This is a genomic window from Enterobacter sp. KB-280D8 (assembly GCF_041399405.1).
Classification (GTDB): domain Bacteria; phylum Pseudomonadota; class Gammaproteobacteria; order Enterobacterales; family Enterobacteriaceae; genus Enterobacter; species Enterobacter cloacae_N.
The window spans coordinates 765,690-787,915 of the sequence record NZ_JBGKEC010000001.1 but is presented as its reverse complement, the minus strand read 5'-3'; the positions used below and the strand labels follow the sequence as shown (position 1 = coordinate 787,915).

The window sequence follows — 22,226 nt, the reverse complement described above, 5'->3', positions numbered from 1 at the left end:
GGCCCTGTTTTGACCTGATTCGACGCCTGTGAAGGCGACACCTGAGGAAGCTCAATGAGCGAGAAGTTACAGAAAGTGCTGGCGCGCGCCGGCCACGGTTCACGCCGTGAAATCGAAGCCATTATTGAAGCGGGCCGCGTGAGTGTGGACGGTAAAATCGCCACGCTGGGTGACCGCGTTGAAATCGTACCGGGGCTGAAGATCCGCATCGACGGCCATCTTATCTCCGTAAAAGAGTCCGCAGAACAAATCTGCCGCGTGCTGGCGTACTACAAGCCGGAAGGCGAGCTATGTACCCGCAACGATCCGGAAGGTCGTCCGACGGTGTTTGACCGTCTGCCAAAACTGCGCGGCGCTCGCTGGATTGCCGTAGGTCGTCTTGACGTGAACACTTGCGGTCTGCTGCTGTTTACCACCGATGGTGAACTGGCAAACCGTTTGATGCACCCAAGCCGCGAAGTGGAACGTGAATACGCGGTGCGCGTGTTTGGCCAGGTTGATGAGAATAAACTGCGCGATCTGTCGCGCGGCGTGCAGCTGGAAGATGGGCCTGCGGCGTTCAAAACCATCAAATTTACCGGTGGTGAAGGGATTAACCAGTGGTACAACGTCACCCTGACTGAGGGACGTAACCGCGAGGTGCGTCGTCTGTGGGAAGCGGTTGGCGTGCAGGTGAGCCGCCTGATCCGCGTTCGCTACGGCGACATTCTGCTGCCGAAAGGCCTGCCGCGCGGGGGTTATACCGAGCTGGATCTTACTCAGACTAACTACCTGCGGGAGCTGGTTGGCCTGACTCCGGAAACCACCTCTAAAGTGGCGGTGGAGAAAGATCGTCGTCGCATGAAGGCGAATCAGATCCGTCGTGCGGTGAAACGACACAGCCAGGTGAACAGCAATCGTCGCTCTGGCAGCCGGAATAACAACGGTTGATTTAAAAAAGCCCGGTGAACGTACCGGGCTTTTTTCTTTAGTAATCAATGCCAATTTGTGCTTTGATGCCTGCATCAAACGCATGCTTGACCGGACGCAGCTCGCTCACGGTATCTGCCAGCTCCAGAATCTCCCGATGACACCCGCGACCTGTCACGATAACAGTCTGATGCGCAGGTCGGTTCTTCAGTGCATCCAGTACGTCCTCCAGCGGCAGGTAGTCGTAGGCGACCATATAGGTGATCTCATCCAGCAGCACCATATTTAACGCCGGGTCAGCCAGCATTCTTTTGGCGTGCTCCCAGACGGCAAGGCAGGCTGCGGTATCGGTTTCCCGGTTCTGCGTATCCCACGTAAACCCGGTCGCCATCACCTGAAACTCAACGCCGTGAGGTTCAAGCAAATTACGCTCACCGTTGGGCCATTCCCCTTTGATAAACTGGATGACCCCCACTTTTTGCCCGTGGCCGACGGCGCGGGTAGCGGTGCCAAACGCGGCAGTGGTTTTGCCTTTGCCGTTACCGGTAAAAACGATGACGATCCCACGCTCGTCCTGGGCTGCCGCGACGCGGGCGTCAACCTGTTCCTTCAGGCGCTGCTGGCGCTGCTGATGACGCTCTTCGCTCATTGCGAAATCCCCGGTTTGCGGCCCGGCTGTGCATCAAAGGTCATTCCGGTTTTGCGGCGGCTGTCGTCACCCATCAGCCAGAGATAGAGCGGCATTATGTCTGCCGGGGTTTTCAGCTTCAGCGGATCTTCTGTCGGGAACGCGCTGGCACGCATGCTGGTGCGCGTACCGCCCGGGTTAATGCAGTTTACGCGCAGATGGCGGTTCTGATACTCCTCCGCCAGCACTTGCATCATGCCCTCGGTCGCGAATTTTGAGACAGCATAAGCCCCCCAGTTTGCGCGTCCCTCTCTGCCTACGCTGGAAGAGGTGAAGACCAGAGACCCGGACTCGGATTTGAGTAATAAAGGAAGCAAGGCCTGCGTGAGGAAAAAGGTGCCGTTGACGTTAACCTGCATGACCTGCTGCCAGATATCCGGATCCTGTTCATCCATCGGACGCACTTCGCCTAACAAACCGGCATTATGCAGCACGCCGTCCAGACGTGGGTAGTGGGTACTGATACGGCGGGCAAGTTCCTGGCACTCCGCTGGCGTGCATGTCAGCAAATCGAGCGTGTACCATGGGGCCGGCGTGCCGCCTGCGGCTTCAATTTCCTTTGCGACCCCTTTGAGCTTTTCTTCGTTGCGCCCAATCAGAATGACGCTCGCGCCATACTCAGCATACGTCAGGGCCGCTTCGCGACCAATACCATCGCTGGCGCCGGTGACAAGAATGATCCGGTTTTGCAGCAGGTTTTTTTGCGGTTGATAATGCACGGTGACTCCTCAGGCGCACGGTATCTCAATCACGCCTTCATAATGACTTTTCGGCTTTATGCCCGAATTAGCGTGAGAATTCAATCAGTCTACAGGACGTATTACTGTAAAATTAACAATTTGCAAATATTTAAACCGCAGAACGGGGATTCCTGAAGACGGCTCGCATAGGTAATGTCACGGGCGAGACGCAGAGGCAGGGCTGTTGTACACTGCCGTGAAAGATTCGTGGTTAAATCAAGGTGGAACGCGTGGAATTACTTTCTCAATATGGGTTGTTTTTGGCCAAAATCGCGACGGTGGTAATTGCCATTGCGGTGGTTGCCGTTCTGATTGTTAACCTGACGCAGCGCAAGCGTCAGCGTGGGGAGTTACGCATTACCCGCCTGAGCGAACAGTATAAAGAGATGCAGGAAGAGATGTCCCTCTCGCTGCTTGATAGTCATCAACAAAAGCTGTGGCTGAAAGCCCAGAAGAAAAAGCATAAGCAGGAAGCCAAAGCCGCGAAGGCGAAAGCGAAGCTCGCGACGCCACAGTCTGACGCAAAACCTCGCGTCTATGTGCTCGATTTCAAAGGCAGCATGGATGCGCATGAAGTCGCCTCGCTGCGCGAAGAGGTGACTGCCGTGCTGGCTGTGGCAACGCCTCAGGATCAGGTCGTGGTGCGTCTTGAGAGCCCGGGCGGGGTGGTTCACGGTTACGGGCTGGCCGCCTCACAACTGCAGCGCCTGCGAGAGAAGCAGATCCCGCTTACCGTGGCGGTGGATAAAGTCGCGGCGAGCGGTGGCTATATGATGGCCTGTGTGGCGGACAAAATTGTTGCGGCGCCGTTTTCCATCATTGGTTCAATTGGCGTGGTCGCACAGATCCCTAACTTTAACCGCTTCCTGAAAAATAAAGAGATTGATATCGAACTTCACACGGCAGGTCAGTACAAACGCACCCTGACGCTGCTGGGTGAAAACACGGAAGAGGGGCGTCAAAAATTCCGTGAAGATCTGAATGAAACCCACCATCTGTTTAAAGACTTCGTACACCGCATGCGCCCAACGCTGGATATTGAACAGGTGGCGACCGGTGAGCACTGGTACGGCATTCAGGCGCAGGAAAAAGGGCTGGTGGATGAAGTGGGTACCAGCGATGACCTGCTGCTCAAACTGATGGAAGGCCGTGAACTGGTAGGCGTGCGCTTCACCCAGCGCAAACGACTGATGGACCGCTTTACCAACAGTGCGGCGGAAAGCGCGGACCGCCTGCTGCTTCGCTGGCTACAGCGCGGACAAAAACCGCTGCTGTAAACAAAAACGCGAGGCATCTGCCTCGCGTTTTGCATTAATCGACCAGGTGATATTTCTCTGAAAGCGTATGCGCCAGGTATTTGAACATATTAAACACGGCGGTGCTTTTCGGGGTCGGTAACCCCTGCTCGTCAAGGAAGTATTCGCCGCTGAAAACCAGCACGCCATTACGCTGCTCAACGCCGGTGGCTTCAATGCCGGCGAGCGTATCTTCATGGTCACGAATAAGCTTGTTTGCTTCGATAAGCAGAGAGGCTCGGTCAATAGGTTGGGTCGTATTCTGCATAATCCACTCCTTAAACAGTGACAATAGTCTACGCCGGGGGCGCTTTGGGGGCAAATTTTCCCTGTAATGTGAGGGGATAAGGTGCAGAGGGCAGGTTGGCGGGATTTGCTTTTGCATGCTAATAAAGTTGCGTAACGAATTTTATCAGGTAGAGTGTGCGCTTTCGTCATTCTGGCAACAGAATTGCTTGACATTCGACCGGGAATTCGTCACGAATTATACGAGATGTGAGAAAAATACCCGATAACTCAATGACCTGGATGTCGCCATTCTGACGTTCGGTAAGACATAGGGGTTGATATCCCCTGACGCAGTCGCAATATCATTGGCTCGTCGTCAGCGGAAGGGAAATCAACGTGCGGCGTATTCCTGGAAGAATTAAATTAGGTAAAGGTGAATATGGGTAAAGCTCTCGTCATCGTTGAGTCCCCGGCAAAAGCCAAAACGATCAATAAGTATCTGGGTAATGACTACGTGGTTAAGTCCAGCGTTGGTCACATCCGCGATTTGCCGACCAGTGGCTCAGCCAGCAAAAAGAGCGCAGACTCTACCTCCACCAAAGGGGCTAAAAAGCCTAAAAAGGATGAACGTAGCGCGCTTGTCAACCGCATGGGTGTTAACCCATGGCACAACTGGGATGCACAATATGAAGTGCTGCCCGGGAAAGAAAAAGTCGTTAACGAGCTGAAGCAGCTTGCTGAAAAAGCAGACCACATCTATCTCGCAACCGACCTTGACCGCGAAGGGGAAGCCATTGCGTGGCACCTGCGGGAAGTGATCGGAGGGGATGACAAACGCTACAGCCGTGTAGTGTTTAACGAAATTACAAAGAATGCGATTCGTCAGGCGTTTGAGAAGCCGGGCGAGCTGAATATCGACCGTGTAAACGCCCAGCAGGCGCGTCGCTTTATGGACCGCGTTGTGGGTTACATGGTTTCTCCACTGTTGTGGAAAAAGATTGCCCGCGGCCTGTCTGCGGGACGCGTGCAGTCGGTAGCCGTGCGTCTTGTCGTTGAGCGTGAACGCGAAATTAAAGCCTTCGTGCCGGAAGAGTTCTGGGAAGTTGACGCCAACGTCACCACCCCGGGCGGTGACGCGCTGCCGCTGCAGGTCAGCCATCACAACGATAAGCCTTTCCGCCCTGAAAACCGCGACCAGACCATGGCCGCCGTGGCGCTGCTGGAAAAAGCGCGATATCAGGTGCTGGAACGCGAAGATAAGCCGACCAGCAGCAAGCCTGGCGCGCCGTTTATCACGTCCACACTGCAACAGGCGGCGAGCACCCGTCTGGGCTACGGCGTGAAGAAAACCATGATGATGGCCCAGCGTTTGTATGAAGCAGGTTACATCACCTACATGCGTACTGACTCAACGAACCTGAGCCAGGACGCGGTGAACATGGTGCGCGGCTATATCAGCGAAAACTTTGGTAAAAAATACCTGCCGGAGAGCGCCAACCAATTCGCCAGCAAAGAGAATTCTCAGGAAGCGCACGAAGCGATTCGCCCTTCTGATGTCTCTGTGCTTGCCGAGTCGCTGAAAGATATGGAAGCCGACGCCCAGAAGCTGTATCAGCTGATCTGGCGTCAGTTCGTCGCGTGTCAGATGACGCCGGCGAAGTATGACTCCACTACGCTGACCGTTGGCGCGGGCGATTTCCGTCTGAAAGCGCGCGGCCGTATCCTGCGCTTCGACGGCTGGACGAAAGTGATGCCTGCGCTGCGTAAAGGTGATGAAGACCGTACGCTGCCTGCGGTAAACAAAGGCGACGAGTTGTCGCTTGTCGATCTGGTTCCGGCCCAGCACTTCACCAAGCCGCCTGCGCGCTTTAGTGAAGCGTCGCTGGTTAAAGAGCTGGAAAAACGCGGGATTGGCCGTCCGTCAACCTACGCGTCAATCATCTCGACCATTCAGGACCGCGGTTACGTTCGCGTAGAAAACCGCCGTTTCTATGCCGAAAAAATGGGGGAGATTGTCACCGACCGTCTGGAAGCTAACTTCCGCGAATTGATGAACTATGACTTCACCGCGCAGATGGAAGACAGCCTCGACGAGGTGGCCAGCCACAAGGCTGAGTGGAAGAAGGTTCTCGACAGCTTCTTCAGCGACTTTACCAACCAGCTTGAGAAAGCGGAGAAAGATCCTGAAGAGGGCGGCATGCTGCCTAACCAGATGGTTCTTACCAGCATCGACTGCCCGACCTGTGGCCGTAAGATGGGTATCCGTACCGCGACAACAGGCGTCTTCCTGGGCTGTTCAGGCTACGCGCTGCCGCCAAAAGAGCGCTGCAAAACCACCATCAACCTGGTGCCGGAGAACGAAGTTCTCAACGTGCTGGAGGGTGATGATGCGGAGACTAACGCCCTGCGCGCCAAGCGCCGCTGCAAAAAATGCGGCACGGCGATGGACAGCTACCTGATCGATCCTAAACGCAAACTGCACGTTTGCGGTAATAACCCAACCTGTGACGGGTATGAGATCGAAGAGGGCGAGTTCCGCATTAAAGGCTATGACGGCCCGATCGTGGAGTGCGAGAAGTGTGGCTCTGAAATGCACCTGAAAATGGGGCGTTTCGGTAAGTACATGGCGTGCACCAACGACGAGTGTAAGAACACGCGTAAGATACTGCGTAACGGTGAAGTGGCTCCGCCGAAGGAAGATCCGGTTCCGCTGCCAGAACTGCCGTGTGAGAAATCCGACGCGTACTTCGTGCTGCGTGATGGCGCTGCAGGAGTCTTCCTGGCCGCGAACACCTTCCCGAAATCGCGTGAAACGCGTGCGCCGCTGGTGGAAGAGCTGTATCGCTTCCGCGATCGCCTGCCTGAAAAACTGCGTTATCTGGCCGATGCGCCACAGCAGGATCCTGAAGGCAATAAGACGGTGGTCCGTTTTAGCCGTAAAACGAAGCAGCAGTACGTGGCGGCAGAGAAAGAGGGCAAAGCGACCGGATGGTCCGCCTTCTATGTCGATGGTAAATGGGTTGAAGGCAAGAAATAATCTTCCTTAACCGTAACTTACCTGTAAAAGGGCCGGACATCCGGCCCTTTTTTATTACCTTATTATTATTTTTTGTTCCGTACTATACAGTCGGGCTATAAATGATATAGTGGTTATAGTTAACCCTTTTCTTATTATCAAATCGTCTTAAGCGATTGACCGCGTGCGCTAAATCGGATGGTCTGGCATGAAATTACAGCAGCTTCGTTATATCGTTGAGGTGGTGAATCACAACCTTAATGTCTCTTCTACCGCCGAGGGGCTCTATACCTCGCAACCGGGCATCAGCAAGCAGGTTCGCATGCTGGAGGACGAATTAGGTATTCAGATTTTCGCCCGCAGCGGTAAGCACCTTACCCAGGTGACGCCAGCAGGGCAGGAAATCATCCGTATTGCGCGGGAAGTCCTCTCCAAAGTCGATGCGATTAAGTCTGTGGCGGGGGAACATACCTGGCCGGATAAAGGCTCGCTGTATATTGCCACGACGCACACCCAGGCGCGCTATGCGTTACCGGGTGTTATTAAGGGCTTTATCGAGCGCTATCCGCGCGTCTCTCTGCATATGCACCAGGGTTCGCCGACGCAAATTGCTGAGGCGGTGTCGAAGGGCAATGCAGATTTTGCCATCGCGACGGAAGCACTCCATTTGTATGACGATCTAGTCATGCTTCCGTGCTATCACTGGAACCGCTCCATTGTGGTGACTCCCGATCACCCGCTGGCGGGCAAAGGGTCGGTGACAATCGAAGAGCTGGCGCAATATCCTTTAGTCACCTACACGTTTGGCTTCACCGGACGTTCTGAGCTTGATACCGCCTTCAACCGGGCCGGGTTAACGCCGCGGATTGTCTTTACCGCAACCGATGCTGACGTGATTAAGACCTATGTACGGCTTGGCCTGGGGGTAGGGGTGATCGCCAGCATGGCGGTCGACCCGGTATCAGACCCCGACCTGGTGCGTCTTGATGCACATGATATTTTCAGCCATAGCACGACAAAAATTGGCTTCCGTCGTAGTACCTTCCTGCGAAGCTATATGTATGATTTTATTCAGCGCTTTGCCCCGCATTTAACGCGTGACGTGGTCGATACCGCCGTGGCATTACGCTCAAATGAAGATATTGAAGAGATGTTTAAAGATATCAAACTCCCCGAAAAATAATCACACCCGGTATCTTTCCCTGAGGGAAAGATACCGAAATATCGGCTTAAAGCTAAATTAGAATTATCATCATCTGCACTTTCCCTGCCATATATTGCCATTATCCTTTAAATTTGTGTGGTTTTAATGTCGTGAATTGGCGACAAAAATAGAAACTAATTAACGGCTACGCAAATTTTTCTTTTCAAATATTTATTTCTGGTCAAAAGATTGAATATTTCATGCCTCCTGATGCGTAAATTCACTGGCTTTTCGGCTAAAGTTTCTTTAGGATTTATCTCAACAGATGATTAATTGTACCAATTGTTTGGTCCTAAATGATAAGCGATATCGATTGTATGAGGTTAGCAATGCCTTCAGGAAGTGAAGAACCGCAAAGGGATCCTGCGCTCAAGCGTAAAGCCTGGCTGGCGGTCTTTCTCGTTTCCGCCCTGTTCTGGGTGATGGTTGCTCTCCTGGCCTGGAAATATTGGGGTTGAATATGGCAGTGACGGTACGTACAGAAACGGCAAAACGGATGTGTCAGCATCATGACACTGTTCACAAAGGACGCAAAGCCCCTGCGACAGCTGTGCCAGCGTCCTGGAAACTGACGCCGCAGCAGCAGGCTTTTATTGATGTGTTCGCGGAAGACGAACCCAAAAAACAATAATTTAGTTTATTGCGTAATGATGCAGCTAGTCTGAATAATGATTGTGCACCTTTGTACTCTTTAATAAATACACATCAGCAATATAGCACGAGGACCTGCCTCGGAATGTTTAATAAATAATGCCTGGTGTCCCTATGATGAATAACATGATGTCTCAAAAATACTGGTCATGGATCGGCGTTTTTACCCTGTCGATTCTGTTCTGGAGTCAGCTCATCTGGCTGGCCATCCACTAAATGATAAAACCTCGCTGCGGCGGGGTTTTTTGTTTTGCTCTCCTCTGGACCATTCCTAAATTTATCAATTCGGGTTGTTATCAAAACGTTACGACATCTTTGTGTTATCTTTAATTACGGCCCTGATGATTGTCAGGACATCTCTGTAATTAAGGAGGAGCTTATGTCGTTAACCCTACGCGAAGCCAGTAAGGACACATTACAGGCAGAAAATAAAACCTGGCACTACTATAGCCTGCCGCTGGCTGCCAGAACGCTTGGGGACATTTCGCGTTTACCCAAGTCATTGAAAGTTTTGCTGGAAAACCTATTGCGCTGGCAGGACGGTGATTCCGTCACTCTCGACGATATTCAGGCGCTGGCGGGGTGGCTTAAGAATGCCCATGCCGACAGAGAAATTGCCTACCGCCCGGCAAGGGTCCTGATGCAGGACTTCACCGGCGTGCCTGCCGTGGTGGATCTCGCCGCCATGCGTGAGGCGGTTAAACGCCTCGGTGGCGATACGGCTAAAGTGAACCCGCTTTCCCCCGTCGACCTCGTGATTGACCACTCCGTAACCGTTGACCACTTCGGTGATGACGATGCCTTTGGCGAGAACGTGCGTCTTGAGATGGAGCGTAACCACGAGCGTTACGTCTTCCTGAAGTGGGGCCAGCAGGCGTTCAGCCGCTTTAGCGTAGTTCCACCCGGCACCGGTATCTGTCACCAGGTTAACCTTGAATATCTCGGTAAAGCCGTCTGGAGTGAATTGCAGGACAAAGAGTGGGTGGCTTATCCGGACACGCTGGTGGGCACAGATTCCCATACCACTATGATTAACGGCCTCGGCGTGCTGGGCTGGGGTGTCGGCGGTATCGAAGCGGAAGCCGCCATGCTCGGTCAGCCGGTCTCCATGCTCATCCCTGATGTTGTGGGCTTTAAGCTCACCGGGAAGCTCTCTGAAGGCATTACCGCCACCGATCTGGTGCTCACCGTTACCCAGATGCTGCGTAAGCATGGCGTAGTGGGCAAATTTGTTGAATTTTACGGTGACGGGCTGGATTCGCTGCCGCTGGCTGACCGTGCGACCATCGCCAACATGGCGCCAGAATATGGCGCAACCTGCGGCTTTTTCCCCATTGATGACGTCACGCTGGAGTACATGCGCCTGAGCGGTCGCAGCGAAGAGCAGGTGGCGCTGGTGGAGGCGTATACCAAAGCGCAGGGCATGTGGCGTAATCCGGGCGATGAGCCGGTATTTACCAGCACGCTCGCGCTCGACATGGGAAGCGTTGAGGCGAGCCTCGCTGGTCCGAAGCGTCCGCAGGATCGCGTGGCGTTAAGCGACGTGCCAAAAGCGTTTGCCGCCAGCAATGAGCTGGAAGTCAACGTGGCGAAGAAGGACCATCGCCCAATCGACTATGTTCTGAACGGACATCAGTATCAGCTCCCGGACGGCGCGGTTGTCATTGCCGCCATTACCTCCTGCACCAATACCTCGAACCCCAGCGTGTTGATGGCGGCCGGTCTGCTGGCTAAAAAAGCGGTTGAGCTGGGGTTGAAACCCCAGCCGTGGGTCAAGGCCTCGCTGGCACCGGGCTCGAAAGTGGTTTCGGATTACCTGGCACAGGCCAGGCTAACGCCGTATCTTGACGAGCTGGGCTTTAACCTCGTGGGCTACGGCTGTACCACCTGTATAGGTAACTCCGGCCCGCTGCCTGAACCTATTGAAACGGCAATCAGGCAGGGCGATCTGACGGTTGGCGCAGTCCTTTCCGGCAACCGTAACTTTGAAGGGCGTATTCACCCGCTGGTGAAAACCAACTGGCTCGCTTCGCCGCCGCTGGTGGTGGCCTACGCGCTGGCCGGGAACATGAATATTAACCTGGCGACCGATCCCATTGGTTACGACCGTAAGAATGAGCCTGTCTACCTGAAAGATATCTGGCCATCCTCGCGTGAAATCGCGATGGCCGTTGAAAAGGTTTCTACCGAGATGTTCCGCAAAGAGTATGCGGAAGTGTTTGAAGGTACGCCGGAATGGAAAGCCATCAACGTTGTGGGCTCGGACACCTATGACTGGCAGGACGACTCAACCTATATTCGTCTGTCGCCGTTCTTTGATGAGATGCTGGCCGAGCCTGCACCGCTTAAGGATATCCATGGCGCGCGCATACTGGCGATGCTGGGGGACTCCGTCACCACTGACCACATTTCTCCGGCGGGGAGTATCAAAGCCGACAGCCCGGCAGGCCGTTATCTGCAAAGCCGGGGAGTGGAGCGCCGCGATTTTAACTCTTACGGCTCGCGCCGCGGTAACCATGAAGTGATGATGCGCGGAACGTTTGCCAACATCCGCATTCGTAACGAAATGGTTCCGGGCGTGGAAGGGGGGATGACGCGCCATCTGCCGGGGACTGAAGTCGTGTCGATTTATGACGCAGCCGTCAAATATCAGCAGGAAGGTACGCCGCTGGCGGTTATCGCCGGGAAAGAGTATGGATCCGGCTCCAGCCGTGACTGGGCGGCGAAAGGTCCACGTCTGCTTGGCGTTCGCGTGGTCATTGCCGAGTCATTTGAACGTATTCACCGCTCGAATCTAATTGGCATGGGGATCCTGCCGCTTGAGTTCCCGCAGGGCGTCACGCGCAAAACGCTGTGCCTGACCGGGGAAGAGCAAATTGATATTAGCGGCCTGCAAAACCTGCAGCCGGGCAAAACGGTGCCGGTGAAATTAACGCGGGCAGACGGGAAAACAGAGGTACTGGAATGCCGCTGTCGTATTGATACCGCAACCGAACTGACCTACTACCAGAACGACGGCATTTTACATTATGTGATCCGTAAGATGCTGGATTGATAAAAAAGCCCGGCATTTGTGCCGGGCTTTTTACTCTCACTCTTTCAGCAGATGGCCCATTTTGGCCGCTTTGGTATCGAGATAGTGGGCGTTTTTCGGGTTGCGGCCGACAATCAGCGGTACGCGCTCGACGATGTTGATCCCCGCTTCGGTAAGGATCTCAACTTTTTTCGGGTTATTGGTTAGCAGGCGAACCTCGTCCACGCCCAGCAGCTTGAACATATCGGCGCACAGCGTGAAGTCGCGTTCATCGGCGGCAAAACCGAGCTGGTGGTTGGCTTCCACCGTATCGTAGCCCTGGTCCTGCAGTGCGTAAGCGCGGATTTTATTCAGCAGACCAATGTTACGACCTTCCTGACGGTGATAGAGCAGCACGCCGCGGCCTTCTTCGGCGATATGGGTAAGGGCTGCTTCGAGCTGGAAACCGCAATCACAGCGCAGGCTGAACAACGCGTCGCCGGTCAGACACTCCGAATGGACGCGGGACAGTACCGGCGTCTGCCCTGAAATGTCGCCGTAGACCAGCGCGACATGATCCTGTCCGGTTGCCAGTTCTTCAAACCCCACCATCAGGAAATCGCCCCATGGGGTTGGCAGTTTGGCTTCTGCCACACGTTTAAGCTGCATGTGATTCTCCAGAGTAGGCTGACACGTTTCGTGCCTTACGCCTGTTTTGCTTTCTGTATTTGTTCATTTTGCCACAAGCTCAGCACGTTCGCCTAATGGGCACCATGCTATATGAACGTTAAACGCACGATCCGACATATCCACCCATCGAATGAATTTCAGTTATGATTGTGAAGCTTAGCGAAAAAGGAGAAGACATGCTTTCAATCGCCAGACGTACGGCAGCAGGCGCGGCCATTTTACTGATTATGCCTTTGGCCGTGTGGGTCTCCGGCTGGATGTGGCAGCCGGGGCAGAATGCCACGTGGCTGAAAACGTTATACTGGGTAACGGAAACGGTCACGCAACCGTGGGGAATTATTACCCACGTCATCCTTTGCGGCTGGTTCTTGTGGTGCTTGCGCTTTCGATTGCGCGCGGCGCTAATGCTCTTTGCTATCCTCGGCGGCGCGATCGTTATTGGACAGGGTGTGAAGTCCTGGGTAAAGGATCATGTTCAGGAGCCAAGACCTTTTGTCGTCTGGCTGGAAAAAGCGCACCATGTTCCGGTGGATGAGTTCTACAATTTAAAGCGTAAAGATCGCGGTGCGCTGGTGAAAGAACAGCTTGCGGAACAGGAAGATATTCCCAAATTCCTGCGTAAGCACTGGCAAAAAGAGACGGGTTTCGCGTTTCCTTCCGGCCATACGATGTTTGCGGCCAGCTGGGCGTTGCTGGGCGTTGGGCTGCTTTGGCCTCGACGTCGCACGATGACCATCGCGATTTTACTGGTTTGGGCGACAGGGGTTATGGGCAGTCGCTTGCTGCTGGGGATGCACTGGCCGCGGGATCTGGTGGTTGCTACGCTGATCTCCTGGATGCTGGTAACGCTGGCAACCTGGCTTGCAGAACGGTTCTGCGGCCCGCTCACGCCACCGCCTGAAGAGAAAGAAGAGATCGCCGAAAGGGAGCAAAGCGACGCCTGACGGTTGATATTGTGCATTTCGCCCATAAATCCATGACGTGCGCGTTACTTTTTCCGTTTCGCGCCCGTCGCTAAAATGGTAGTTTATAAGGCTGATTGCGGTGGGTTGAACACACTTTATTCGCTTGAACCACATAACGGGAAGTAATGTGAAATATTTACTCATTTTCTTACTGGTATTGGCGATTTTTGTCATTTCAGTCACATTGGGTGCACAAAACGATCAGCAGGTAACGTTTAACTATCTGCTTGCGCAGGGCGAGTATCGCGTATCAAGTCTGCTGGCGGTCCTGTTTGCTGCAGGCTTTGCCATAGGCTGGCTGGTTTGCGGCCTGTTTTGGTTGAAGGTTCGTGTTTCTCTTGCGCGCGCTGAACGTAAAATTAAACGACTTGAGCATAATATTGCGCCTGCGTCCGACATTCCGGAAAGCTCAGGTGTGCCGGTCGTGAAGGAATAATCGACTATGCTGGAGTTGTTGTTTCTGCTTTTGCCTGTAGCCGCAGCCTATGGCTGGTATATGGGCCGCAGAAGTGCGCAACAAACAAAACAGGATGAGGCTAACCGACTCTCCCGCGACTACGTTGCGGGGGTGAACTTCCTCCTGAGCAATCAGCAGGACAAAGCGGTAGATCTGTTCCTCGATATGCTGAAAGAGGATACGGGGACCGTAGAAGCCCATCTCACTCTCGGTAACCTGTTCCGCTCTCGTGGCGAGGTTGACCGCGCCATCCGTATCCACCAGACCCTGATGGAAAGCGCGTCCCTGACTTACGAACAGCGTCTCCTGGCGGTACAACAGCTGGGCCGAGACTATATGGCCGCGGGGCTGTACGATCGCGCTGAAGATATGTTCACTCAGCTGGTAGATGAAACGGATTTCCGCATTGGCGCGCTGCAGCAGTTGCTACAGATTTACCAGGCCACCAGCGACTGGCAGAAAGCCATTGATACGGCCGAGCGTCTGGTGAAGCTGGGTAAAGACAAGCAGCGCGTTGAAATTGCGCATTTCTACTGCGAGCTTGCCCTACAGCAGATGGGCAACGACGACATGGATAAAGCCATGGCGTTACTGAAGAAAGGCGCCGCCGCGGACCGCAATAGCGCGCGTATCTCTATCATGATGGGGCGTGTTTTTATGGCCAGCGGCGACTACGCTAAAGCCGTTGAAAGCCTGCTGCGGGTTATTGACCAGGACAAAGAGCTGGTCAGCGAAACGCTTGAAATGCTGCAAACCTGCTATCAGCAGTTGGACAAGCAGGAAGAGTGGGTGGCATTCCTGCGCCGTTGCGTGGAAGAGAATACCGGCGCGACCGCTGAGCTGATGCTCTCAGACGTGGTTGAGCAATATGAGGGGAGCGACACCGCACAGGTTTATATTACCCGTCAGCTGCAGCGTCATCCCACGATGCGCGTATTCCATAAGCTGATGGATTACCATCTTAACGATGCGGAAGAAGGGCGCGCCAAAGAGAGCCTGATGGTGCTGCGCGACATGGTTGGTGAGCAGGTGCGCAGCAAACCGCGTTACCGTTGTCAGAAGTGTGGTTTTACCGCGTATACGCTCTACTGGCACTGTCCTTCCTGCCGTGCCTGGTCTACCATCAAGCCTATTCGTGGCCTTGACGGGCAGTAATTTTTTAAAATCCCTCATTTTAGTTACAACATACTAAAGTTTTACCTCTCTCTCAGCACCGTGCGGTTTGTCGGTCTGGCAGGCACGTAAATGGATTCTGTCAATTTAGGGCGGCGGCAGGTAGAATGCTGGCCGTTTATCTGTTCCGCGCCGCTGCGCGCCCATAGACGAAAAGGGCTGGTCATGACGTCTGTTACTTCTTCCACTTCCCGCGTTATTACGGATTCTCCTGTTGTTGTCGCGCTTGATTACAATAAGCGCGATGCTGCACTGGCCTTTGTCGACGGTATCGATCCCCGCGATTGTCGTCTGAAAGTTGGTAAAGAGATGTTCACGCTGTTTGGACCGCAAATCGTCCGCGATCTGCAGCAGCGCGGTTTCGATGTCTTCCTCGATCTTAAATTCCATGATATCCCGAACACCACGGCGCACGCCGTTGCCGCCGCTGCGGAACTGGGTGTGTGGATGGTCAACGTGCACGCGTCGGGCGGGGCGAGAATGATGACAGCCGCTCGCGAAGCGCTCCTGCCGTTCGGCAACGATGCGCCATTACTGATTGCGGTCACCGTGCTGACCAGCATGGACGAAAGCGATTTGCGCGACCTTGGCGTGACGTTGTCACCAGCCGAGCACGCTGAACGCCTGGCGCGTCTGACGCAGAACTGCGGCCTTGATGGCGTCGTCTGCTCTGCTCAGGAAGCGGTGCGCTTCAAGTCAGAGCTGGGCAACGCGTTTAAGCTGGTTACGCCGGGCATTCGTCCGGCAGGCAGCGACGTGGGCGATCAGCGCCGTATTATGACGCCTGAGCAGGCGTTGGCCGCAGGCGTTGATTACATGGTTATCGGGCGTCCGGTGACGCAGTCTGCGCACCCGGCAGAGACGCTTAAGGCTATCAACGCATCACTGAAAAAGGGGGCGCAATGACCGATTCCAACAGTCGTCTGGTTTACTCAACGGAGAGCGGGCGCATAGACGAACCGAAAATGAAAGCGGAGCGTCCGAAAGGTGACGGTATTGTCCGCATCCAGCGTCAGACCAGCGGACGAAAAGGAAAGGGGGTCTGCCTGATCTCCGGGATTGATCTGGATGATGCGGAACTGAACAAGCTGGCAGCCGAACTGAAAAAGAAATGTGGCTGCGGCGGTGCCGTTAAGGACGGCATTATCGAAATACAGGGCGATAAACGCGATTTAATTAAATCGCTGCTTGAAGCCAAAGGCATGAAAGTTAAACTGGCAGGCGGTTAAAATAAATAAGCCACGGCAAATGCCGTGGCTCGTGTTATATACGTGCGTTAGTCAGACCTGAAATGCGATGCTAAATCGCCATAACGGGAAGGCTTATAGAATAATTATTTGCCGACCTGGTGACCGATAATACCACCGACAGCGGCGCCGCCTAATGTACCCAGCGTACTACCATCCGTTAATACTGCACCACCGAGCGCACCAGCACCGGCGCCAATAGCGGTGTTACGGTCACGTTTAGACCAGTTAGAGCACGCGCTCAGGGACATTGCTACAGTGATTGCCAGAACAGCGGCGGCTAATTTTTTGCTGGTTAAGGTCATAATACTTTCTCCTGAATTATCGATTCACGGAAAGATGTACACGTTAAGTATAGTCAAAATGAATACTTAATTCTTTTCCCGTGAAAGCTGGTCGCGCAGGCGTTACGTAATCACGCAAGTGATAGTCACTTCCTGTTATATCGCTAACATTAATTTTACGACTTTACGGCAGGTTAAACAGGTAAAAACTCTTAAAGGAAGGTTAGGAATCCTCTCAGACGAAGGGGGCATATGCGCCCGGCATACGGGCGCAAAATGGAGTCAGGCGGAGGTTTTAATAATATCGACAATGAGACCGTCTTCTTCCAGTTTAATACGATGTTCGTCGCTTAACCTTTCGTCGGTAATTACGCGGCTGAAGCGCGCGGCTGGACCCATGGTGTAAGGATGAACGGCACCAAATTTGGAACTGTCGGTCAACACAATGGCTTCACACTCTTTTTCCAGGACGGCATTAACCACGTCAGATCGCATCATATCCCGGCCGGTGAAGCCTGTCTCCGGCTGCCAGCCGTCAATCCCGATAAACGCCTTACTGAAATGAACCTGCTGGACATACTGCCGGGTCAGCGGGCCTACCATGCTCTCACTCTTTTTCTGGTAAATGCCGCCCAGTAAAATCACCTCACAGCGTGTCTCTTTGAGCAAATGGGCGATATAGCTGCTGACGGTGATGATGGTAACGTCTTTTTGTTCGGCAAGCGTACGTGCCAGCAGGGCGTTGCTGCTGCCGTTTTCAATAAAGACCGTCTCGCCTGGGTTTACCAGCGATGCGGCAAATTCTGCCAGTTCTCGTTTAAGCGCGTAGTTATTCATCATGCGCGTCTCAACGTCGTCGCTGTCCAGCGGCACGGCATAGCCATGCGCACGGCGCAGGTAGCTCTGTTTTTCCAGCAGATTAAGATCCTGACGGATGGTGACTTCGGAAACGCCGGTGGTTTTCGCGAGTTCGACTACGCTTACGCGCCCCTGATCGATGACCATCTGCAAAATGAGTTGTTGTCGGGAATTCATAGCATCCAATTAATAAAGCGAAACGAGGTCTGGGACAGTGGGATTAAACTTCCCACGGCGCTTTAGGCTGTCGGTTTTCGGGGGCATTGTCAGCGCCATCCTGAGCGAGGAGTTCAGACTTCAGGATCTCGAGATTACGGATCGCAGAGTGATAATCACCCGCCACCAGGATATCCAGCACGGTATCAATACGTTGTGCTACAGCTTGTGGATCAATAGTAGACATAATCTCTCCCCAGGAACGAAAAGTTAATAATTTCAATGATGCAGAAAATAGGGTCAAAAGAGAAGGGAAAAAACGCCATAACGAAATTACATAAACGAAAGTGAACCTCTTTATGGCCTTAACGCTGTTGTCGCGCTTGATATCGTTTTAGCCAGCGCTCGAATGCGGCAGCGGGCATCGGCTTAGCGAAAAGAAAACCCTGTCGTTCGTTGACGCCGTTCTTGGTCAGAAAGGCGTCCTCTTTTGCGTTCTCCACCCCTTCGGCAATCACCTGCAGATTTAGCGCCTGCGCCACTGCGACAATGGCGCGCACCAGAGACTGGGAGACAGAGTGCTTATGAATATCTCTGACAAAAGCCTGATCGAGCTTAATAGCGTCAATAGGAAAACGCGCCAGCTGTGAGAGAGAAGAGTAGCCGGTACCGAAATCGTCCAGATGAATTTGTGCCCCGAGCCGGCTGAATTGCTGGATCACAGAGAGCGCCAGCTCTTCGTTTTCGATAAGACAGCTTTCGGTCAACTCGACATCGATAGGGCAGTACTCAAAATGCAGATCCTTAAGCGCCTGCTTTAACTCACTGAAAATTGTCTGGTCGGCGAGCTGACGTGCTGAGACGTTCACCGCCACGCGCAGGTTAATTCCCTTGTCTCGCCATTTTGCCACCTGCCGAACCACATCAAGCATCACCCAGCGACCCAGCGGGACAATCAAACCGGACTCCTCGGCATAAGAGATAAATTCCAGAGGAGGGATCAGCCCGCGCTCGGGCGACTGCCAGCGGACCAGCGCTTCAAGGCTTCTGACCTCGCCGCGCCAGGTGATTTTTGGCTGGTAGTGGATCAGGAGCTGATCGTTATCCAGCGCTTTACGCAGATTGGTGTCCAGCCAAAGATACTCAAACACGCGCTGGTTCATCTCGGGGGAGAAGACGCAGAACTTGCCACGGCCGTTTTCCTTGGCGGTGTACATAGCGGTGTCGGCATTGCGAATCACGCTTTCCCGATCGTTCCCATGTTGCGGCGCGAGGGCGATTCCCAGGGAGCAACCGGTGTAAACCTCAATCAGACCGATTCTGAACGGCTGACGCAGGCGGGTCAAAATGCGCGACGCCATCGCTTCCAGAGAGCCCTGAGAGGTATGGGTGGCCATAACGATAAACTCATCGCCACCGAGCCGCGCTAAAACTTGCCCCTCATCCAGGCAACTCAGAAGGGCAAGTGCAACCGCCTGCAGCAGCTGATCGCCGAACATATGTCCGTAGGCATCGTTGACCTTTTTGAAGTTATCCAGGTCGAGATACACCACGCCAACCTGCGTATCGCCGCGGTTGGCTATGGCGCCTGAAATCAGCTCGTGGATCGCGTTGCGGTTTGGCAAGCCGGTGATGGTATCAGTATTGGCCAACACGCGCAGGCGCTCCTGCGCCCGCCGTTCTTCGGTAATGTCGGTCCCTGAACAGATAAGAAAAATTTCATTTTTACCGCTGCCGCTGTGAACGAATTTATTTCTGAACAGAAACAAGCGTTGCCCTTTCCGCGTTTTGATCCAGCGTTCGACTTCGTAGGAGCTGCTGTTGCGAAAGATACCCGCAATGTTGCGCTTCGAGGCTGCCGCTTCGCTGCGGCTCATGAACAGTTCAAACACGTTCTGGCCAATGACTTCGTGTTCTTTCAGACCGGTGTACTCTTCACTCAGGCGGTTAAAACGCTGGATATTGCCGTTTTGATCGAGAATAACAATGACGGAATTCGCTTCAGAAACAACCTGTTCTGCAAAGGAGAGCCCCTGAGCCAGATCGCGTGCCACGGAGGGCGTATCGTTCCAGGCGGAGGCCGTGCCGGCCCACTCGTTGCGGGTTATTTTTCGTCCGACAAGATGGACGGGAACTTCTTCGCCATAAAGAGAAAGGTTCATAGAAAGGCTGGAGGTAATCACCGTTAGCTGGCGGATCAGTGCGGCCTGATCGTCGGTCAGCGTGACCACCTGAGTGACGTCTGCATTTTCGCTGGCAGCAAGGTGCAGAGCGTTGCTATCAGCCGACAATCGCCACCACGGGCTGTGAGTACCCGTGTAACGAAACAGCAAATTCTGCACAAGTTCGTCGATCATGATTTCTCCCGCCGCGACGTATTAGCGCACAAATTATTCATTTGCCGTCGACTTTTCCGTTGAAAATTGCGGCAAAGCCGCAGTGAAAGTATTGTTTTTCTGAGCTTTTTTATAATAAAACGCATCAGGCATATAAAAATGCTGAGCGTATAAAATCCACGTGCCCGAACAGGACAGCACTCTTTTACTGTAGATAATTATGGCCATTTTGGGCGAGCCGGGACTGAAAAAAGTAAGAAAAATGATGCTTTTGCGGGGGGAAAGACGGGAGAAAAAATTGTCGGCCTTTCCGAACGGAAATGACCGACAATTTAGCAGAGGTTATCAGGCGACAGGGCGCGCAATAATACTGCGGGTTTCCATGCGAACTTCAGCGATAGTCACGTCAATCACGTCAGTGACTTTGTAAACCGTCTCGCCTTTAATTTGCACGGTGCCGCTTTCCTGACTGCAGATCAGTTCGTCACGAACGGCGTGCAGGAACGGAGCAGGGATAAAGGCTACCGCACCGTTATCCACCAGGCGTACGCGCATTCCGCCGCGGCTGATATCAACGATCTCCGCCGCGAAACGGGTATCGGTACCGGCTTTATCCTGCAGGAAGCGCGCATAAAGCCAGTCTCCTACGTCACGTTCCGCCATGCGGTTCAGACGGCGACGCTCAGCCATCTGTAGGGTCGTGTCGTCCTGAGGACGGGCAATGGTTTCGCCCTTGATAATCGCTTTCAGCAGGCGGTGGTTAACCATATCGCCGTACTTGCGGATTGGGGATGTCCAGGTGGCGTAGGCCTCCAGACCGAGGCCGAAGTGCGGGCCTGGCTCGGTGCTGATTTCCGCGAAGGACTGGAAGCGGCGAATACGGCTATCCAGGAAACCGGACGGCTGAGCGTCCAGCTCGCGGCGAAGCTTGCAGAAGCCTGGCAGCGTCAGCACTTCTTCCGGATCAACATGCACATCGTGATTCTTCAGCAGAGCCGCCAGCGCTTCGGTATTGGCCGGATCGAATCCGGTGTGAACGTTGTAAATACCAAAGCCCAGCCTGTCGCGCAGCACGCGTGCGGCACAGATGTTGGCGGAAATCATTGCCTCTTCAACGATGCGGTTCGCAATGCGTCGCGGTTCGGCCACGATGTCCAGCACTTCACCTTTCTCGCCCAGAACAAAGCGATAATCCGGTCGGTCTTTGAACACCAGCGCGTGGGTTTTACGCCACTCGCCGCGGTTCAGACAGATGCGGTGCAGCAGACGGAGCTGCGCGGCTATGGCGTCTGATTCAGGTTTCCAGCTGCCGGTATTTTCTAGCCAGTCGGAGACGTTATCGTAGGCCAGCTTGGCTTTGGATTCGATGGTGGCAGCAAAGAACTCGATATCGTCTTCAATCGCGCCATCGGCGGCAATGGTCATGCGGCAGGCAAGAACCGGACGCACCTCATTTGGGCGCAGCGAGCAGAGGTCGTCAGACAGTTCGCGCGGCAGCATCGGGATGTTAAAGCCTGGCAGGTAGTTCGTGAACGCGCGGATTTTCGCCGTTTCGTCCAGCTTGCTGCCTTCTACGATCCAGGCGGTGGGATCGGCAATGGCGACGGTCAAATGCAGTTTGCCATCGGCGCTCTCTTCAGCGTAGAGCGCATCGTCCATATCTTCGGTGCTGGCGCTGTCGATGGTGACAAACTCCAGCGCGGTGAGATCGCGGCGCGTCAGACCTTCATCCTGCATCTCGGTTGCCACGCCGTTCGGCGCTTCTTTTTCAAGATTATGGCGCGCCAGCGTGACCCACCACGGGACGAAATGGTCGTCGCCAAAGGTGATGAACTGGGTCAGTTCAGCATAGAAACCGCGGTCGCCTTTCAGAGGATGACGGCGCATTTCTGCTACGGCCCAGTCACCTTCTTTAAAATCATGCTCAACGCCGCGGGCGGCGCGGCACGGAATGGCATCTTTCAGCAGGGGGTGATCCGGCACGACAGAAAGACGATCGTCCTTTCTCTGCACTTTGCCCACAAAGCGGGTCAGGAACGGCTCGATCAGTTCTTCCGGCTCGGCGGATTCACGTTCTTTCTCGGTATGGATGACGGCCATGACGCGATCGCCATGCATCACTTTCTTCATCTGCGGTGGCGGAATGAAGTAGCTTTTCTGCGCGTCAACTTCAAGGAAGCCAAAGCCCTTTTCCGTGGCTTTCACGACCCCTTCTGCACGCGGCGTCTGGGAATGCAGTTGCTGTTTAAGCTGCGCTAGCAGCGGGTTGTCCTGAAACATAATGTTCTATTTTCGTAGCCATTGAGCGGCTGACAG

Annotated in this window: 22 protein-coding genes; 13 read left to right on the top strand and 9 right to left on the bottom strand. The window is 54.0% G+C overall.

What is annotated here, in order from left to right; all coding sequences use genetic code 11:
- The first annotated feature begins 54 nt into the window (after positions 1 to 54).
- Entirely contained in the window at positions 55 to 930 is an 876-nt protein-coding gene (rluB, locus tag AB8818_RS03765; RefSeq protein ID WP_028013408.1) for a 23S rRNA pseudouridine(2605) synthase RluB, read from the top strand.
- 37 nt (positions 931 to 967) lie between these two features.
- Here the strand turns inward: rluB and cobO are convergent, their stop codons facing one another.
- Positions 968 to 1,558 (bottom strand): cob(I)yrinic acid a,c-diamide adenosyltransferase, encoded by a 591-nt coding sequence (gene cobO / locus AB8818_RS03760; RefSeq protein ID WP_116339485.1) that lies wholly within the window; start codon positions 1,556 to 1,558, stop codon positions 968 to 970.
- Positions 1,555 to 2,316, bottom strand: coding sequence for a YciK family oxidoreductase (locus AB8818_RS03755; protein WP_166711418.1), 762 nt, complete (start codon positions 2,314 to 2,316; stop codon positions 1,555 to 1,557). The genes cobO and AB8818_RS03755 overlap by 4 nt, the downstream gene beginning before the upstream one ends.
- A gap of 251 nt (positions 2,317 to 2,567) precedes the next feature.
- Between AB8818_RS03755 and sohB the strand changes: the two genes are divergently transcribed.
- The gene (gene sohB / locus AB8818_RS03750; protein WP_192984195.1) at positions 2,568 to 3,614 is read left to right on the top strand and encodes a protease SohB; all 1,047 of its coding nucleotides are present in this window, start codon (positions 2,568 to 2,570) and stop codon (positions 3,612 to 3,614) included.
- A 34-nt stretch (positions 3,615 to 3,648) separates the two neighbouring features.
- Here sohB and AB8818_RS03745 read toward each other — a convergent pair whose 3' ends face one another.
- Positions 3,649 to 3,900 carry a YciN family protein gene (locus tag AB8818_RS03745; protein ID WP_003856804.1) on the bottom strand — a complete coding sequence of 84 codons (252 nt, stop codon included), beginning with the start codon at positions 3,898 to 3,900 and terminating at the stop codon, positions 3,649 to 3,651.
- Positions 3,901 to 4,299: 399 nt separating this feature from the next.
- Here AB8818_RS03745 and topA point away from each other — a divergent pair, with 399 nt between their 5' ends.
- The 6 genes from topA to acnA all read left to right on the top strand — a co-directional run bounded on the left by topA (position 4,300) and on the right by acnA (position 11,786).
- Positions 4,300 to 6,897, top strand: a complete 2,598-nt coding sequence (topA, locus tag AB8818_RS03740) for a type I DNA topoisomerase (RefSeq protein ID WP_192984197.1) — start codon at positions 4,300 to 4,302, stop codon at positions 6,895 to 6,897.
- A gap of 187 nt (positions 6,898 to 7,084) precedes the next feature.
- Positions 7,085 to 8,059 carry an HTH-type transcriptional regulator CysB gene (gene cysB, locus AB8818_RS03735; protein ID WP_061097998.1) on the top strand — a complete coding sequence of 325 codons (975 nt, stop codon included), beginning with the start codon at positions 7,085 to 7,087 and terminating at the stop codon, positions 8,057 to 8,059.
- A 338-nt stretch (positions 8,060 to 8,397) separates the two neighbouring features.
- On the top strand, positions 8,398 to 8,538 hold the full coding sequence (locus tag AB8818_RS03730) for a YmiA family putative membrane protein (protein WP_213743510.1): 141 nt from the start codon (positions 8,398 to 8,400) through the stop codon (positions 8,536 to 8,538).
- A 2-nt stretch (positions 8,539 to 8,540) separates the two neighbouring features.
- Positions 8,541 to 8,711, top strand: coding sequence for a hypothetical protein (locus tag AB8818_RS03725; protein WP_032644881.1), 171 nt, complete (start codon positions 8,541 to 8,543; stop codon positions 8,709 to 8,711).
- Between the two features lie 137 nt (positions 8,712 to 8,848).
- Positions 8,849 to 8,947 carry a small membrane protein YmiC gene (gene ymiC / locus AB8818_RS03720; protein WP_226857662.1) on the top strand — a complete coding sequence of 33 codons (99 nt, stop codon included), beginning with the start codon at positions 8,849 to 8,851 and terminating at the stop codon, positions 8,945 to 8,947.
- A 163-nt stretch (positions 8,948 to 9,110) separates the two neighbouring features.
- Positions 9,111 to 11,786 carry an aconitate hydratase AcnA gene (gene acnA / locus AB8818_RS03715; RefSeq protein ID WP_192984199.1) on the top strand — a complete coding sequence of 892 codons (2,676 nt, stop codon included), beginning with the start codon at positions 9,111 to 9,113 and terminating at the stop codon, positions 11,784 to 11,786.
- Positions 11,787 to 11,822: 36 nt separating this feature from the next.
- Here acnA and ribA read toward each other — a convergent pair whose 3' ends face one another.
- On the bottom strand, positions 11,823 to 12,413 hold the full coding sequence (gene ribA / locus AB8818_RS03710; protein ID WP_028013401.1) for a GTP cyclohydrolase II: 591 nt from the start codon (positions 12,411 to 12,413) through the stop codon (positions 11,823 to 11,825).
- A gap of 197 nt (positions 12,414 to 12,610) precedes the next feature.
- Between ribA and pgpB the strand changes: the two genes are divergently transcribed.
- From pgpB to yciH, 5 genes are all read left to right on the top strand, one after another.
- Complete coding sequence (pgpB, locus tag AB8818_RS03705) at positions 12,611 to 13,378, top strand: phosphatidylglycerophosphatase B (RefSeq protein ID WP_116339495.1); 768 nt, start codon at positions 12,611 to 12,613, stop codon at positions 13,376 to 13,378.
- 148 nt (positions 13,379 to 13,526) lie between these two features.
- Positions 13,527 to 13,835 carry a LapA family protein gene (locus tag AB8818_RS03700; protein ID WP_014884085.1) on the top strand — a complete coding sequence of 103 codons (309 nt, stop codon included), beginning with the start codon at positions 13,527 to 13,529 and terminating at the stop codon, positions 13,833 to 13,835.
- 6 nt (positions 13,836 to 13,841) lie between these two features.
- Positions 13,842 to 15,011 carry a lipopolysaccharide assembly protein LapB gene (gene lapB, locus AB8818_RS03695; RefSeq protein ID WP_151413139.1) on the top strand — a complete coding sequence of 390 codons (1,170 nt, stop codon included), beginning with the start codon at positions 13,842 to 13,844 and terminating at the stop codon, positions 15,009 to 15,011.
- A 183-nt stretch (positions 15,012 to 15,194) separates the two neighbouring features.
- Positions 15,195 to 15,935, top strand: coding sequence for an orotidine-5'-phosphate decarboxylase (gene pyrF, locus AB8818_RS03690; protein WP_116341110.1), 741 nt, complete (start codon positions 15,195 to 15,197; stop codon positions 15,933 to 15,935).
- On the top strand, positions 15,932 to 16,258 hold the full coding sequence (gene yciH / locus AB8818_RS03685; protein ID WP_063942363.1) for a stress response translation initiation inhibitor YciH: 327 nt from the start codon (positions 15,932 to 15,934) through the stop codon (positions 16,256 to 16,258). The genes pyrF and yciH overlap by 4 nt, the downstream gene beginning before the upstream one ends.
- Positions 16,259 to 16,362: 104 nt before the next feature.
- Here the strand turns inward: yciH and osmB are convergent, their stop codons facing one another.
- The 5 genes from osmB to AB8818_RS03660 form a co-directional block, all read right to left on the bottom strand.
- Positions 16,363 to 16,581 carry an osmotically-inducible lipoprotein OsmB gene (gene osmB / locus AB8818_RS03680; protein WP_008501216.1) on the bottom strand — a complete coding sequence of 73 codons (219 nt, stop codon included), beginning with the start codon at positions 16,579 to 16,581 and terminating at the stop codon, positions 16,363 to 16,365.
- Positions 16,582 to 16,842: 261 nt separating this feature from the next.
- Positions 16,843 to 17,595: a DNA-binding transcriptional regulator YciT gene (locus tag AB8818_RS03675; protein WP_116339501.1), complete on the bottom strand. Its 753-nt coding sequence runs from the start codon at positions 17,593 to 17,595 to the stop codon at positions 16,843 to 16,845.
- 43 nt (positions 17,596 to 17,638) lie between these two features.
- Positions 17,639 to 17,821, bottom strand: coding sequence for a hypothetical protein (locus AB8818_RS03670; RefSeq protein ID WP_041909652.1), 183 nt, complete (start codon positions 17,819 to 17,821; stop codon positions 17,639 to 17,641).
- 118 nt (positions 17,822 to 17,939) lie between these two features.
- Positions 17,940 to 19,931, bottom strand: a complete 1,992-nt coding sequence (pdeR, locus tag AB8818_RS03665; protein WP_116339503.1) for a cyclic di-GMP phosphodiesterase — start codon at positions 19,929 to 19,931, stop codon at positions 17,940 to 17,942.
- A gap of 324 nt (positions 19,932 to 20,255) precedes the next feature.
- Positions 20,256 to 22,190 (bottom strand): exoribonuclease II, encoded by a 1,935-nt coding sequence (locus tag AB8818_RS03660; protein ID WP_116339505.1) that lies wholly within the window; start codon positions 22,188 to 22,190, stop codon positions 20,256 to 20,258.
- Positions 22,191 to 22,226 lie beyond the last annotated feature (36 nt).

Coding starts and splice junctions, on each gene's coding strand:
- AB8818_RS03745 (WP_003856804.1), bottom strand. CDS start 3,900: ATGCAGAATACGACCCAACCTATTGACCGAGCCTCTCTGCTTATCGAA.
- topA (WP_192984197.1), top strand. CDS start 4,300: ATGGGTAAAGCTCTCGTCATCGTTGAGTCCCCGGCAAAAGCCAAAACG.
- AB8818_RS03675 (WP_116339501.1), bottom strand. CDS start 17,595: ATGAATTCCCGACAACAACTCATTTTGCAGATGGTCATCGATCAGGGG.
- ribA (WP_028013401.1), bottom strand. CDS start 12,413: ATGCAGCTTAAACGTGTGGCAGAAGCCAAACTGCCAACCCCATGGGGC.
- cysB (WP_061097998.1), top strand. CDS start 7,085: ATGAAATTACAGCAGCTTCGTTATATCGTTGAGGTGGTGAATCACAAC.
- pdeR (WP_116339503.1), bottom strand. CDS start 19,931: ATGATCGACGAACTTGTGCAGAATTTGCTGTTTCGTTACACGGGTACT.
- lapB (WP_151413139.1), top strand. CDS start 13,842: ATGCTGGAGTTGTTGTTTCTGCTTTTGCCTGTAGCCGCAGCCTATGGC.
- AB8818_RS03730 (WP_213743510.1), top strand. CDS start 8,398: ATGAGGTTAGCAATGCCTTCAGGAAGTGAAGAACCGCAAAGGGATCCT.
- rluB (WP_028013408.1), top strand. CDS start 55: ATGAGCGAGAAGTTACAGAAAGTGCTGGCGCGCGCCGGCCACGGTTCA.
- yciH (WP_063942363.1), top strand. CDS start 15,932: ATGACCGATTCCAACAGTCGTCTGGTTTACTCAACGGAGAGCGGGCGC.
- acnA (WP_192984199.1), top strand. CDS start 9,111: ATGTCGTTAACCCTACGCGAAGCCAGTAAGGACACATTACAGGCAGAA.
- pyrF (WP_116341110.1), top strand. CDS start 15,195: ATGACGTCTGTTACTTCTTCCACTTCCCGCGTTATTACGGATTCTCCT.
- AB8818_RS03670 (WP_041909652.1), bottom strand. CDS start 17,821: ATGTCTACTATTGATCCACAAGCTGTAGCACAACGTATTGATACCGTG.
- pgpB (WP_116339495.1), top strand. CDS start 12,611: ATGCTTTCAATCGCCAGACGTACGGCAGCAGGCGCGGCCATTTTACTG.
- osmB (WP_008501216.1), bottom strand. CDS start 16,581: ATGACCTTAACCAGCAAAAAATTAGCCGCCGCTGTTCTGGCAATCACT.
- ymiC (WP_226857662.1), top strand. CDS start 8,849: ATGAATAACATGATGTCTCAAAAATACTGGTCATGGATCGGCGTTTTT.
- AB8818_RS03725 (WP_032644881.1), top strand. CDS start 8,541: ATGGCAGTGACGGTACGTACAGAAACGGCAAAACGGATGTGTCAGCAT.
- AB8818_RS03660 (WP_116339505.1), bottom strand. CDS start 22,190: ATGTTTCAGGACAACCCGCTGCTAGCGCAGCTTAAACAGCAACTGCAT.
- cobO (WP_116339485.1), bottom strand. CDS start 1,558: ATGAGCGAAGAGCGTCATCAGCAGCGCCAGCAGCGCCTGAAGGAACAG.